The 14,272-nt window shown below is 72.4% G+C and carries 10 protein-coding genes; 2 read left to right on the top strand and 8 right to left on the bottom strand.

The features are described 5' to 3' along the window. Positions 1–12: 12 nt before the first annotated feature. Positions 13–1,209: an ROK family protein gene (locus tag ASF78_RS12350; protein WP_056589543.1), complete on the bottom strand. Its 1,197-nt coding sequence runs from the start codon at positions 1,207–1,209 to the stop codon at positions 13–15. Positions 1,210–1,286: 77 nt separating this feature from the next. Between ASF78_RS12350 and xylA the strand changes: the two genes are divergently transcribed. Both xylA and xylB read left to right on the top strand, forming a co-directional pair. Beyond that, positions 1,287–2,474, top strand: a complete 1,188-nt coding sequence (gene xylA, locus ASF78_RS12345; protein WP_056589541.1) for a xylose isomerase — start codon at positions 1,287–1,289, stop codon at positions 2,472–2,474. 149 nt (positions 2,475–2,623) lie between these two features. Beyond that, a complete protein-coding gene (gene xylB / locus ASF78_RS12340; protein ID WP_056589538.1) occupies positions 2,624–4,027 on the top strand; it encodes a xylulokinase in 1,404 nt (467 codons plus the stop codon). Positions 4,028–4,085: 58 nt separating this feature from the next. Here the strand turns inward: xylB and ASF78_RS12335 are convergent, their stop codons facing one another. From ASF78_RS12335 to panD, 7 genes are all read right to left on the bottom strand, one after another. Further along, on the bottom strand, positions 4,086–4,418 hold the full coding sequence (locus tag ASF78_RS12335; RefSeq protein ID WP_056589535.1) for an Lsr2 family protein: 333 nt from the start codon (positions 4,416–4,418) through the stop codon (positions 4,086–4,088). A 69-nt stretch (positions 4,419–4,487) separates the two neighbouring features. Next, positions 4,488–4,676 carry a hypothetical protein gene (locus ASF78_RS12330; protein ID WP_056589532.1) on the bottom strand — a complete coding sequence of 63 codons (189 nt, stop codon included), beginning with the start codon at positions 4,674–4,676 and terminating at the stop codon, positions 4,488–4,490. Beyond that, positions 4,673–6,193, bottom strand: coding sequence for a lysine--tRNA ligase (gene lysS, locus ASF78_RS12325; protein ID WP_056589529.1), 1,521 nt, complete (start codon positions 6,191–6,193; stop codon positions 4,673–4,675). Before lysS ends, ASF78_RS12330 begins: the two co-directional genes overlap by 4 nt. A 40-nt stretch (positions 6,194–6,233) precedes the next feature. Continuing rightward, positions 6,234–7,127, bottom strand: coding sequence for a carboxylating nicotinate-nucleotide diphosphorylase (nadC, locus tag ASF78_RS12320; protein ID WP_056589526.1), 894 nt, complete (start codon positions 7,125–7,127; stop codon positions 6,234–6,236). 65 nt (positions 7,128–7,192) lie between these two features. Next, positions 7,193–11,929 (bottom strand): endo-1,4-beta-xylanase, encoded by a 4,737-nt coding sequence (locus tag ASF78_RS12315; RefSeq protein ID WP_056589524.1) that lies wholly within the window; start codon positions 11,927–11,929, stop codon positions 7,193–7,195. A 211-nt stretch (positions 11,930–12,140) separates the two neighbouring features. Then, positions 12,141–13,835 (bottom strand): L-aspartate oxidase, encoded by a 1,695-nt coding sequence (locus ASF78_RS12310; protein WP_056589522.1) that lies wholly within the window; start codon positions 13,833–13,835, stop codon positions 12,141–12,143. Continuing rightward, positions 13,832–14,254: an aspartate 1-decarboxylase gene (panD, locus tag ASF78_RS12305; RefSeq protein ID WP_056589518.1), complete on the bottom strand. Its 423-nt coding sequence runs from the start codon at positions 14,252–14,254 to the stop codon at positions 13,832–13,834. The genes ASF78_RS12310 and panD overlap by 4 nt, the downstream gene beginning before the upstream one ends. Between the last annotated feature and the right edge of the window lie 18 nt (positions 14,255–14,272).

Here is a 14,272-nt window from a genome sequence, read left to right as displayed (position 1 = left end):
GGCGCGGGTCGGTCAGTGGGTGCGGAGCCATTCAGCCGGGTCCACCAGGACCGTGGACAGGGCGGCGAGCGCGCCGCCGGTCATCGCGGGGTAGACGCCGGCGCGCGCCGGGGAGACCACGAGCGGCGACCAGGGGGCGAAGATCACCAGCTCGTCGAGCCGGGCGGCGACCTCGTCGTGCACGTGGTCGAAGAGCTGGCCGAAGGTGCCGCCGAGCACGACCTCGCCGACGTCGACCACGTTGGCCACACTCGCGAGGGCGACGCCGAGCGCTCGTGCGGCCTGCGCGACGGCGGCGGTCGCGCGCGGGTCGTCGGCGCGGAGCGCGTCGAGCAGGGCGTCGAGGCGGGCGGTCGGCGGGAGGCCGGCGGCGCGGAGCATCGCGTCCTGGCCGGCGAGCGCCTCGAGGCTCCCGTCGGACGCGCGGGGTCCACGGAACGCGTCGACGACGATGTGCCCGATCTCACCGCTCCAGCCGTGCCGGCCGGGGAAGATCTCGCCGTCGAGGACGATCGCGCCACCGATGCCGACCTCGCCGGAGACGTACGCGAAGCTGGGTGAGCCGCGGCGGGCGTGCGCCTCGGCACGGGCGGCGAGGTTCGCCTCGTTGGCGACGCGCGGCGGGAGCCCGGTGAGGGCGGACAGGGCGCCGACGACGTCGACGTCCCTCCAGCCGAGGTTCGGCGCCACCCGCAGGGGGCCGGTGACCCGGTCGACCAGACCGGGCAGGGCGAGGGCGGTGCCGGCGACGCGGACCCCCCCGTCGCGCAGCCCGTCGATCACGGGGCCGACGAGCGCGGCGAGCCGGTCCAGGACCGCGCCGGGCCCGGCGCCGCGCAGGTCGTCGAGCTCGACGTGCTCGGCGAGCACGTCCCCGGCGAGGTCGATCGCGCGGACCCCCAGGTAGTCGACGTTGACCTCCATGCCGATGCCCGCCACGGTCCCCCGCGCGGGTGCGAGCGGGACGGCGGGGCGGCCTGCGCGCTGCGTCTGCGTGGGGTCGAGCTCGCGCACGAGCCGGGCCTCGATGAGGTGGTCGACGAGCCCGGACACGGTCGCCCTGGCGAGCCCCTCGGACGCGGCGAGCTGTGCCCGGGACAGCGGCTCGGGGGCGTCGACGATCCCGCGCAGCGCGACCCCGAGGTTCTGGTCGCGCATCTGCGCCTGCCGGGCCACGCGCGACGGGTCGCGGGGTTCGGGCGTCGGCATGCGCTTGACCCTACCGGCTTCTCGGGATAAATTCATCCGGCAAACTAAACCGAAGATTCTCGATGAGGAGACGCGTGATGGCAGCGCAGCCCACCCGTGCAGACAAGTTCTCGTTCGGCCTCTGGACGGTCGGCTGGAACGCCCAGGACCAGTTCGGCTCGGCCTCGCGCCCGTGGCTGGACCCGGTCGAGTCGGTCCACAAGCTGGCCGAGCTCGGCGCCGCGCACGTGACGTTCCACGACGACGACGTGGTCCCCTTCGGGTCCGACGACGCCGAGCGCGACAAGATCCTCGCCCGCTTCAAGGGCGCCCTCGACGAGACCGGCATCACCGTCGAGATGGTCACCACCAACACGTTCAGCCACCCGATCTTCAAGGACGGCGCGTTCACGTCGAACGACCGCCGCGTGCGCCGCTACGGGCTGCGCAAGGTCGTCCGCAACGTCGACCTGGCCGCCGAGCTGGGCGCCGACACGTTCGTCATGTGGGGTGGCCGCGAGGGCGCCGAGTACGACTCCGCCAAGGACCTCAACGCCGCGCACGACCGCTACGCCGAGGGCATCGACACCGTCGCCGCGTACATCAAGGAGAAGGGCTACGGCCTGCGCATCGCGCTCGAGCCCAAGCCCAACGAGCCCCGCGGCGACATCCTGCTCCCGACCATCGGCCACGCGATCGCGCTCATCGACCGCCTGGAGCACGCCGACATCGTCGGCCTGAACCCCGAGGTCGGCCACGAGCAGATGGCCGGTCTCAACTACACGCAGGGCATCGCGCTGGCGCTGTGGGCGGGCAAGCTCTTCCACATCGACCTGAACGGCCAGAAGTCGATCAAGTACGACCAGGACCTGGTCTTCGGCCACGGCGACCTGTTCTCCGCGTTCGCGACGGTCGACCTGCTCGAGAACGGGTTCCCGTCGGGCGGCCCGACCTACGACGGCCCGCGCCACTTCGACTACAAGCCGTCGCGCACCGAGGACTTCCAGGGCGTGTGGGACTCCGCGTCGGCCAACATGGCGACGTACCTGCTGCTCAAGGAGCGCGCGCAGGCGTTCCGCGCCGACCCCGAGGTCCAGGCGGCGTTCGAGGAGTCGGGTGTGCTCGAGCTCGCGCAGCCGACGCTGGCCGCGGGCGAGACCCTCGCCGACCTGCTGGCCGACCGCTCCGCCTACGAGGACCTCGACGTCGACGCCGTCGCCGAGCGCGGTTTCGGCTTCGTCCGCCTCAACCAGCTGGCCCTCGAGCACGCCCTCGGCGCCCGCTGACCCTGTCCCCGTCCTGCAACGTCCGCACTCGACAGGGTTCCGACCCTCACGAGTGCGGACGTTGCGCCTCGTCTCATCGCGACGTCCGCACTCCGGAGGGTTCCGACCCACAGGAGTGCGGACGTTGCGGGCTCAACTGGAGGTAGACCATGGCTCTCGTCGCCGGTATCGACTCGTCGACGCAGTCCTGCAAGGTCGTCGTGCGTGACGCCGACACCGGCGCGCTGGTGCGCTCCGGACGGGCCTCGCACCCCGACGGCACCGAGGTGGCGCCCTGGTACTGGTGGGACGCCCTGCAGTCCGCGATCGTCAGCGCCGGGGGTCTCGACGACGTCGAGGCCGTCTCGGTCGGCGGCCAGCAGCACGGGATGGTCGCGCTGGACGCCCGCGGCGAGGTGGTCCGGGACGCGCTGCTGTGGAACGACACCCGCTCGGCACAGGCCGCCCTGGACCTGATCGACGAGCTGGGCGGACCGCAGGCGTGGGCCGACGCGGTCGGCTCGGTGCCGGTCGCGTCGCTGACGGTGACCAAGCTGCGCTGGCTGCGGGACGCCGAGCCGGAGAACGCCGCGCGCGTCGCCGCCGTCGCGCTCCCCCACGACTGGCTGACGTGGCGCCTGGCCGGTGCACCGGGCCTGGACGCCCTCGTGACCGACCGCTCGGACGCCTCCGGCACGGGCTACTGGTCCCCCGCCACGGAGGACTATCGCCACGACCTGCTCGAGCTGGCCCTCGGGCACGACGCGCTCGTCCCCCGGGTGCTCGGCCCGTCCGAGGCGGGTCCCCGGACCACTGGCGGCGCCGTCCTCGGCCCCGGCGCGGGCGACAACGCCGCGGCGGCTCTGGCCCTCGGCCTGCAGCCCGGGGACGTGGCCGTCTCCATCGGCACGTCCGGGGTCGTGTCGGCGATCGCACCCGCGCCGACGGCCGACGGGTCGGGGCTGGTCACCGGGTTCGCCGACGCGGCCGGGGGCTTCCTCCCGCTCGCCTGCACGCTGAACGCGAGCCGGGTGCTCGACGCGGCCGCCCGGATGCTCGGGGTCGACCACGCAGGGCTGTCCGCACTGGCCCTCTCGGCCCCCGCGGGCGCAGACGGGCTCGTCCTCGTGCCCTACCTGGAGGGCGAGCGCACGCCCAACAAGCCCGACGCGACGGGCGCGCTGCACGGCCTGCGCCTCGGCAACACGACGCCTGCGCACGTGGCGCGCGCCGCGGTCGAGGGGATGCTGTGCGCGCTCGCCGACGGGATCGACGCGCTGCGCGCCCAGGGCGTCGCGGTCGAGCGGCTGTTCCTCATCGGTGGCGGCGCGCAGTCGGCAGCCGTGCGCGCGATCGCGCCGTCGGTGCTGGGGCTCGACGTCCGCGTCCCGACGCCCGGCGAGTACGTGGCCGACGGGGCCGCCCGCCAGGCCGCCTGGGTCCTGTCCGGGTCGGCGACGGCGCCGTCCTGGAGCTCGGCGTCCGAGGCGACCGTGTTCACCGGCGCCCCGGTCACGCAGGTTCGCGAGCAGTACGCCGCGGTGCGCGAGCTGACGGGTGTACGACCCGCCTGAGGCATGACGAGAGCCCGGCACCCCCCCGGCACCGGGCTCTCGTCGTTCGTGCGATGTGTCAGTGCGACGCGTCGTACGCGGCCTTGACCTCCGCGGAGATGCGGCCGCGCTCGGACACGTGGTGCCCGTGCTCCTTGGCCCACTCACGGATCGCCTGGGCGTCGCTGGACGACGAGCGCCGACCCCGTGCTGCGGTCGACTTCGCGGCCGTGCGGCCACCGACCTTGCGTGCGTGGCCGACCCACTGGGCGAATGCCTCACGCAGCTCGCCGGCGTGCCCGGAGGTCAGATCGATCTCATAGGTGACGCCGTCGAGCCCGAACGTCACGGTCTCGTCTGCAGTTCCGCCGTCGATGTCGTCGACCAGCAGGACCTGAACCTTCTGCGCCATTGTGTTCTCCATCATGCGATGCGGGGGGAATGCTTGTCGCGTTCACTATCGCATCGGCACATAAAGGCGTCAAACGGCGGGGCCGGTTTTCTCTTTATTGGCGGCACCTTCCGCCGCCCGTTCCGCGGCATCCATTCTGGCCAATGCCTGCCGTTCTGTGCGGTCGGCATTGACCAGCGCGCGGATGGCGAACCAGAACAGCAGCCCGACGCCGATGGACGGAAGAAGGGCGGCTAGGGCCGTGAACACGGGGTTCATGAGCCCAGCGGCTTCACGAGGGGGAACAGGATCGTCTCGCGGATACCCAGGCCAGTCAGCGCCATGAGCAACCGGTCGATCCCGAGCCCGATGCCGCCTGCGGGTGGCAACGCGTACTCCACTGCCATGAGAAAGTCCTCATCTACGCGCATCGCCTCGTCGTCGCCCGCGGCCGCCAGCACCGCCTGCGCCTCGAAGCGCTGCCGCTGGATCACCGGGTCGACGAGCTCGGAATACCCCGTCGCCAGCTCGAACCCGCGCACATAGAGGTCCCACTTCTCGACGACACCCGAGATGCTGCGGTGATCACGCACGAGCGGGCTCGTCTCCACCGGGAAATCGCGCACGAATGTCGGCGCAAACAGATGGTCGCCCACCTGGTGCTCCCACAGCAGCTCCACGAGCTTGCCGTGGCTGACGCGCTTCGGGTCCGTCTCGACGCCCAGCTTGTCGGCGTAGACCGACAACGTGTCCAGGCTCGTCGACGGAGTGATCTCCTCGCCGAGCGACTCCGACAGCGACCCGTACATCGTGATCTGGGCCCACTCGCCGCCGAGGTCGTACTCCTCGCCATCGGGCATCACGACCACGGAGGTGCCGAGCACGTCCTGGGCCGCCCTCTGCACGAGGTCCTGCGTCAACGCCGCCATCGTGTCGTAGTCGCCGTACGACTCGTACGCCTCGAGCATCGCGAACTCCGGGGAGTGCGTGGAGTCGGCGCCCTCGTTGCGGAAGTTGCGGTTGATCTCGAAGACCCGCTCGATCCCGCCCACGAGCGCACGCTTCAGGAACAGCTCCGGCGCGATCCGCAGGTACAGGTCGAGGTCGAACGCATTCATGTGCGTGACGAACGGCCGCGCCGCGGCACCACCCGGCTGCGTCTGCAGCATCGGCGTCTCGATCTCGATGAAGTCGCGGCCGTGGAAGTTGTCCCGCAGCGAGCGCAGGAGCGCGGGCCGCTGGCGGGCGGTCTCCCGGGCCTTCGGGCGCACGATGAGGTCGACGTAGCGCTGGCGAACCCGCGCCTCCTCCGTGAGCTCCACACCCTCGTACAGGTTGGGCAGCGGGCGCAGCGACTTGGCGGCGATCTGCCACGCGTCGGCGAACACCGACAGCTCGCCTCGCCGGGACGCGATCACGCGACCGTGCACGAACAGGTGGTCGCCGAGGTCGACGTCGGTCTTGAACGCCGCGAGCCGCTCCTCGCCGACGGCCGCGAGGCTGAACATCGCCTGGAGCCGGTTCCCCTCGCCGTCCTGGAGCGTGGCGAAGCAGAGCTTGCCGCCGATCCGCACGAACACCACCCGGCCGGCCACGCCGACCTCGTCGTCCGTCTCCTGCCCCGGCTCGAGGTCCGGGTGCTCGGCGCGGACCTGCGCGATCGTGTGGGTGCGCGGCACCCCGACCGGGTACGCCTCGACACCCGCGGCGAGCAGCCGGTCCCGCTTCTCGCGCCGCACCCGGATCTGCTCGGGTGCGTCGTCGGGTGCAGGGGTGCTCTCGGGCGTCTCGCTCACCGGGCGATCTTACCGGCGCGTCACGGGCTTTCTCGGCGCGTCACCGGCCGACGGGCTCCAGGTCGAGCGCCAGGTCGAGGATCGGCGACGAGTGCGTGAGCCCGCCCACCGACAGGTAGTCGACCCCCGTGGACGCCACCTCCCGCGCGCGGTCGAGCGTGAGGTTGCCGGTCGCCTCGAGCTCGACCGCCGGGTCGACGGCCCGCACCGCGGCGACGACCTCCGTCAGCAGCGGCGTCGGCATGTTGTCCAGCAGCAGGAACCGCGCGCCCGCCGCGACGGCCTCCAGCGCCTGCTGGAGCGTGTCCGCCTCGACCTGGATCGTCACGTCGGGGTATCTCGTCCGGACGGCCGCCACGGCCGCCGAGACCGAGCCCGCCGCGACCACGTGGTTGTCCTTGACCATCGCGACGTCGTACAGCCCCATGCGCTTGTTGGTCCCGCCGCCGCAGCGCACCGCGTACTTCTCCAGCGCCCGCAGCCCCGGGGTCGTCTTGCGCGTGTCCAGGACGAGCGCGCCCGTACCCTCCAGCGCGTCGGCCCAGCGGCGGGTGTGGGTGGCGACGCCCGACGCGCGCGACGCGAGGTTGAGCAGCGTCCGCTCCGCGACGAGGAGCACCTGCACGGGGCCGGTCAGCACGGCCAGCACGTCACCGCGGGCCACGCGGGTGCCGTCGGGGACGCGCTGGTCGACGGACGGGACGGCCAACCCGAGCCGTGCGGCGACCTGGCCGACGACCTCGGGGATGACCACCAGGCCCGCGACGACCCCGTCCTGCCGAGCAACGAGGTCCGCCGCACCGACCGCCTGCGGCGAGATCGTCGACTGCGTCGTCACGTCCCGGCCCGGTGCGGGGCCGAGGTCCTCGTCGAGGGCGACCTCGACCGTGCGGGCGATCCAGGCGGGGTCCAGGGCGGGCGTCGGCACGGTCACGCGGTCACGCTACCGGGCACGACGGAGGCCCGCGTCCGACCGGGACGCGGGCCTCGGTCGACCCGTCAGCGCGTCTTGACCGGTGCGCTCGTGCTCGGGCTCACGTTGGCGGTGTCGTTCGGGACGAACGTCGCCGTGTACGTGTGCTTGCCCGACGGGACGGTCCCGATCGCGATGCCGAGCACCACGCTGAGCCGCTTGACCACCTTGGTGCCCTCACGGATCTCGACCGTGCCCGACGGGACCTTCCCGTTGTCCGTGGCGACCGTGACCACCGCGAACGACGGGATGAACAAGAACCCCGGCGTGACGGTGAGCCCGGTCGTCGTGGAAACCTTCTTCACCACGACGGTCACCGCCGCCGACTCCGAGCCGGTCACGGTGTCGTCCCCGGCGTACCGGGCGACGACGTCGTAGCTGCCGGCCGGCGTGGACGCCGGCAGCCGCAGGGTCGCCGTGCCACCCCGCAGGGTCGCCGTGCCGAGCACGGTCTCCCCGGCCACGAACTCCACCGGCCCGGCCACGGCCACGTCGGACGTGACCGTCGCCGTGAGCGTGACCCGCTTCGACGCGCCGAACACCTGGCTCGACGGCGAGGCCGCGAGCGTCGTGGTCGACGACGGGAGCTCGGCCTCCGTCTCCACCAGCTGCAGGACGCCCCAGCGGGCGGTGCTCTGGTAGCCGGCGCCGGTCGGGTCGGCCCAGTTGTGGATCGAGGTGCGCGCGCCGCCACTGGCGTCGTTCACCTGGAAGTCCACACCGTGGAAGCTGCCCGCCCCACCGTCCTCGAGCAGGCTGATCGAGGCCTCCACCACGTAGCCGGTGTCGGTGAGCCGCGTGGCGCTGACCAGCCGGTTCTGCTGGAACGCCTCGTCGCCCGTGCCGAACGAGACCACGTTGGTCGCGCTGATCCGGATCTGCGTGTCGTCGTACCGGTAGGACCCGTTCTTGTAGTTGCCCGCGTCCACGTAGATCTCGACGGAGTCCTGGATCCACGGGTCGGAGCCCGAGACGTCCACGACGGGGTCGGTGACCTCGGCGAGCACGAACAGCGTGTTGTCCTTCCAGACGGTGCGGAACTCCGCGGTCGCGCCGCCGGTGCCGTTGGTCTGCTTGTCGGTCCGGACGGACGTGGCGTCGGCCCAGGAGGCGTCCTCCTCGCCGTCGATCGCGGGTGCCGTCTCCACGGAACCCACCTCGGCGTACGACAGCGGCTCGACGAGAGTGAGCGTGCCCGTGGCGCCCGGGGTGTTCCACGCGACCGTGCCGGCACCGTCCGTCACCCGGAGGTCGAACGGCACCGTGCCGCCCTCCGCGACCGGGGTGGCGAGCGGGAGCTTGACGACGGCGTCGTAGCCGCCGTCCCGCTCCGTGACCACGCCGTCGACGTCGCCCGAGCCGTCCCGGCCGAACGTGACGGTCTGGCCCGCGTAGGCGATCTCGATCCCGTCGGTCGCCTGCACGGACGTGTCGTCCACCGTGACGTACGCCGTCAGGTTGTCGGGCGCCCAGCGGAGCTGGAACGCGGTCGAGTCGTCGATGACGTTCAGCGGCAGCTGCGCCCACCGGACGTCGGAGGTCTCGTCGGACAGCGGCACGTCCTCGGCGAAGACGTTCGCCGCGCGCTGCCGGGCCGGCAGCTCCCCGTCGACGATGCCGTGGTACGCGGGCTTCGCCTGCAGGAGGTCGTCGAAGACGAGCGGTGCGCCGGAGTCGCTGCGCCAGCTGCGGCCGTCGGTCAGGCCCCACACCGTGACCGAGAACAGGCTCTCGGCGTGCGCACGGAAGACCCGGAACGCGTCGCGGTAGTAGTAGCCCTGCTCGACGAGCTTCCCGTCGGTCACCGGGGTGCCGGTGGTGACGTCGAGCTCGGTGACCGCCTGCACCACCGGCAGGTCGTTGAACGCGGTGATGGCCGTCTCCAGCGCGGACACCGGCATCGCGAGGCTGACGTGGAACTGGTGGCCCACGCCGTCGACCGGCACACCGCGCTCGAGCAGACGCTCGACGAGGGCATGCAGGCGGACCTGCTTGCCGCCCTGCTCGGTGTTGTAGTCGTTGATGAACAGCGTGATCGGACGGTCGGCGCCCGCGGCGGCGAACTCGTCGTTGAACGACTCGTCCGCGTACTGGAACGCCAGGTCGATGAACTCCTCGCCCAGGATCCGGTACCACTCGCTGCGACGGAGCCCGTCGGCGAACTCGCCGCTGTCGCTGACCACCTCGTTGACCACGTCGAACGCGGTCAACGGGTTGGTGTCGCTGCCGAACGCCCCGTAGGTGTCGCTGAGGTACTCGGCGACGTCGAAGATGTGCGTCCGCAGCCGGTCCTTGAGCACCTGCTGGTCGGCCTCGCTCGTCGTGAGCGCGACCCCCGCCTCGTCCTGGAAGAACCAGGCCGGCGTCTGGCTGTGCCAGGCGAGCGTGTGCCCGTACACGTCGATCCCGTTGTCCTGCGCGTACTGCATGATCGCGTCGGCCTCGGGGTGCGGCGTGAAGGTGCCCTCGGCGTCGTACCAGGCCTCCGGCTTCATGTAGTTCTCGGACGTGACCTGGTCGAAGTGCCGGAGCAGGAGCTCCGACTGCGCACCGGTCTGCTCACGGCTGTCGATCGCCGCGCCCACCGGGAAGTCGACCGAGTCCTTGATCGGCGCCAGGTCCTGCACCTGCAGCGGGTCCTGGACCGTGACCACGACGTCGTCGACGAGGAAGTCCGAGGTGTTGCCCGGGTCCCCGTTCTCCCACGGCGTCTCGAAGTACAGCAGCGCCGAGTCGGCCGCGGCCATCTGGAACGTGCCGGTGACCTCCGTCCACTCGCTGTTCGAGATGCCCGTGAACTGCTTGAGCGTGTCGTAGGACGTGCTGGTGCCGACCGTCCGGGCCAGGCTCAGCCAGATGTCCTCGGCGGTCTGGCCGGGCGCGAACCGCACCCAGGCCGAGTACTCGTAGCTGGTGCCCGGGATGAGCACCCCCGTGGCGTCGAAGCCGATGCCGTGCCCCTGCGAGGTCCGCTCGGTCAGCAGCGCCGACTGCGCGCCGCCGTGGGCGAGCTCGTCGGTGACGGCGAGCGTGCCCTGGCCGGTGTCGGTCGCCCGGGGGACCCAGCCCTGCAGCCCGTCCTCGAAGTCGGCGCTGATCACCGCGGTGCCCGGAGGCTGGCTCGGCGCGAGCGTGACGGCGGGCAGCGTGAACGTCCACCCCTCGTCGAGACGCTCCTGGATGACGGTCTTCGCCGCCGCGACGGTGCCGGCCCGCGAGCCGCCGCCGTCGTGCATCAGCACGACCTCGCCGGACTTCATGGCCGTGCGCAGGTTGGCGGTGAGCGTGGCCTCGTCCTGGGTCTCCCAGTCGGAGATCGTGTTGACCACCGCGAGCGGCTGCATGCCGAGCGCGACGGCCGCGTTCTGGTTGGCCGTCGTCCACACGCCGTTGGCCGCGCGGAAGAACGGCACCTGTGCCGACGGGTTGCCGAGCGCGGTGCGGATGATCGTCAGGTTGTCGGCCAGGTCCTGCTCGACCTCGGCCTGCGTGCCGTCGAGCACGTCGTAGGACGTGCCGTGGTTGCACAGGGTGTGACCGTCGGCGACGATCCGCTTGAGGATGTCCGCGCCACCGCTCGCCTGGACGTTCTGGCCGATGACGCAGAACGTGGCCTGGAGGTCCTTGGCCGCCAGGAAGTCCAGCAGCTCGGTGGTGTCGGCGCCGTTGGGGCCGTCGTCGAACGTCAGGGCGGACCGGTTCCCGGTGCCCTGCGCAGCGCTGACCGGGGTGGTCGTGGGGTTGAGGGCGCCACCGGGCAGGACGTCCGGGGTCTCCGGCTCCTCGCCACCGGCCGGGGCCGTGATCGTGAGGTCGTCGACGAGGTAGGTGTACGGGCCGTCGAGCGCGCCCGTGCCGAGGTAGACCTGCAGCGCGGTGGGGTCGGCGTCGGCGGGCACGGTGTACGTGCCGGTCACGGTGGTCCACGCGTCGGCGGTCATCGTGGTGTTGCCCACCCAGGCGTAGGCGGGCTTCACGACGAGGCGCACCCCGGCAGAGCCGACCGTCTCCGGAGCGAGGCGCGCCCGCATCGACAGCGTCAGCTCGGTGCCGGGCGCGACGTCGGCGAAGAGGCCGGCGGCGGTCTGGATGCCGTCGAAGTCCTCGGTGCGGTTCGCCACCTGGAGGGCGGGGTTGCCCTCGACGTCGACCACCGACAGCGTCGCGCCGCCGCTGGCCGCCCAGTCGCTGTACGTGCCGTCCGTGAAGTCGGTCGAGACGATCGTCTCGACGGACGGGGTCGCGGCGGGCGCCGTGATCGTGATGTCGTCGACGAGGTAGGTGTACGGGGCGTCGAGCGCGCCCGTGCCGAGGTAGACCTGCAACATGGCGGGGTCGGCGTCGGCCGGCACGGTGTACGTGCCGGTGACGGTGGACCAGGCGTCGGCGGTCATCGTGGTGTTCCCGACCCACCCGTAGGCGGGCTTCACGACGAGGCGCACCCCGGCCGAACCGACCGTCTCCGGAGCGAGCCGCGCCCGCATCGACAGCGTGAGGACGGTGCCGGGCTCGACGTCCTCGAACAGCCCGGCGGGCGTCTGGATGCCGTCGAAGTCCTCGGTCCGGTTGGCCACCTGCAGCGCGGGGTTGCCGTCCACGTCGACGAACGACAGCGTCGGGCCCCCGCTCTGCGTCCAGCCGCCCAGCGTGCCGTCCGTGAAGTCCGTGGACACCAGCGTGGTGTCGGCCGCGAGTGCCGCCGTGCCGGTGGTGACCACGGCGGCCGGGACTGCCGCGAGCGCGAGGGCGGTGGCCAGCGCCACCCCGATAGTTTCGAAACGATTACGTGGCGATCGTGCGTGTCTCATCGACGCTCCTTTGCGCAGACGTCTGCCCTGTTTCGGGCGATCCTTTGCAGAGGGTAAGCAGCGCACGCACGGGAGACCAGTGCTGGAGGTATCGAAACTATCTACTGGTATCGATCGTTATGCCGATAGTGTCGGAATTCACGCCTGCGGGTGACGTCCTGCCCGCTCAGGACAGCGACGACCGCCGGGAGACCAGGGTCCCGTCGACGCCCAGCGACAGCTCCAGACGCACCCGCCACGACGGCTCGGTCGTCGGGAAGTCGCTGCGCGCGTGCCCGCCGCGGCTCTCTTCGCGCTCCAGCGCGGCAGCCGTCAGGACGGTCGCCACCTGGTGCACGTTCGTCGTCTCCCACTCGGCCACCTGCGGGGCGGCCAGTCGCCGGCCCTCGTCGGTGCGCAGGTGCGCGTCCGTCGGCACCGCCGCGAGCGCGGCCACGGCCCGGCGCAGCCCGTCGCCGGAGCGCAGCGGGCCGGGACCGTCCGACGCGATGCGCTGCACCCGGGCGCGCGACGCGGCGGCGACCAGGGCCTCGTCGCCGGGTCGCGCCAGGGGCTCGAGCGGACGCAGCGCACCCTGCTGCACCTGCGCGGCGATGTGCCGGGCGGCGCGGGTGGCGAACACGAGCCCCTCGAGGAGCGAGTTCGACGCGAGCCGGTTGGCGCCGTGCACACCCGTGCACGCCGTCTCCCCCACCGCGTACAGGCCGGGCAGGCTCGTGCGGCCGACGAGGTCCGTGACCACGCCGCCCGAGTGGTAGTGCTGCGCGGGCGCGACGGGGACCAGGTCGGTCGTCAGGTCGATGCCGTGCTCCAGCAGCCGGTCGTTGATCGTCGGGAACCGCGACCGCAGGAAGTCGTCACCGAGGTGCCGCGCGTCGAGCCAGACGTGGTCGGAGCCGGTCTCGCTCATCCGCCGGACGATCGCGTGCGCGACCACGTCCCGCGGCGCCAGCTCGGCCATCGGGTGCACGTCCGGCATGAACCGCACGCCGTCGGTGTCCAGCAGCAGCGCACCCTCCCCGCGCACCGCCTCGGACACCAGCGTCAGCTGTCCCTTCACGCCCGAGCCGAGCCACAGCACCGTCGGGTGGAACTGCACGAACTCGACGTCCCCCAGAACCGCCCCGGCGCGCAGGGCGGCGGCGATCCCGTCGCCGGTCGCCTGCGCGGGGTTGGTCGACGAGCGGTAGACCTGACCGATGCCACCCGTCGCGAGCACGACCGCGCGGCCCAGGGCGGCACCGACACCGTCGCGCTGCCCCTCGCCGATCACGTGCAGCGTCACCCCGCACGCGCGCCCGGGCCGGCCGTCCGGTCCCGGCGGACCGGTGAGCACGTCGAGGACGAGCGCGTGCTCGATGACCTCGATGCCCGGGTCGTCGCGGACCGCCTCGATCTGCGCGACGAGCGCGCGGGAGATCTCCGCCCCCGTCGCGTCCCCGCCCGCGTGCGCGATGCGGTCGGCGTGGTGCCCACCCTCACGGGTGAGCGAGATGCTGCCGTCGGCGGTCGTGTCGAACACGGCGCCGCGTGCGACCAGCTCGCGGACGCGCCGCGGACCCTCGGTGACCAGCACCTCGACCGCGCGCGGGTCGCACAGGCCCGCCCCGGCGACCAGGGTGTCCTGCAGGTGCGCGGCGGGCGAGTCCGACGGGTCCAGCGCGGCCGCGATGCCCCCTTGCGCCCACACGGTCGACCCCGACGCGAGGATGTCCTTCGTCACCAGCAGCACCCGGGGCACGCGGGTGCGCAGCTCGAGCGCCGCGGTCAGGCCGGCGATGCCGGAGCCGACGACGACCGCGTCGGCCTCGACCGTCCAGCCCGGTTCCGGAGCCGCCAGTCGCGTCGCGAGCCGGGTCACGTGGCGCGACCTGCGGCGAACGGGATCCCGCTCGCCTGCAGCCCCGACCACCCGTCGGGCACCTGACCGGGGTCGTCCCCGACCGACACGATCCGGTTGGCGCCGTCCACGAGGACGACGTGCGGCTCGTAGGTGCGGGACTCCGCGTCGGACAGCTGGCCGTACGCGATGAGGATGACGACGTCCCCCGGGTGCACCAGGTGCGCGGCGGCGCCGTTGATGCAGACCTGCCCCGACCCCGGCTCCCCCGCGATGGCGTACGTGGTCAGGCGAGCGCCGTTCGTGACGTCGACGACGTCGACCTGCTGACCGGGCAGCACGTCCGCCGCGGCGAGCAGGTCCGCGTCGACCGTGATCGAGCCGACGTAGTGCAGGTCCGCCTGGGTCACGGTCGCGCGGTGGATCTTGCCGGTCATCATCGTGCGGAGGAGTGTGCT

It is taken from the genome of Cellulomonas sp. Leaf334 (assembly GCF_001424195.1).
Lineage (GTDB): Bacteria > Actinomycetota > Actinomycetes > Actinomycetales > Cellulomonadaceae > Cellulomonas.
The sequence above is the reverse complement of the archived record's forward strand: the minus strand, read 5'-3'. Positions and strand labels throughout refer to the sequence as shown.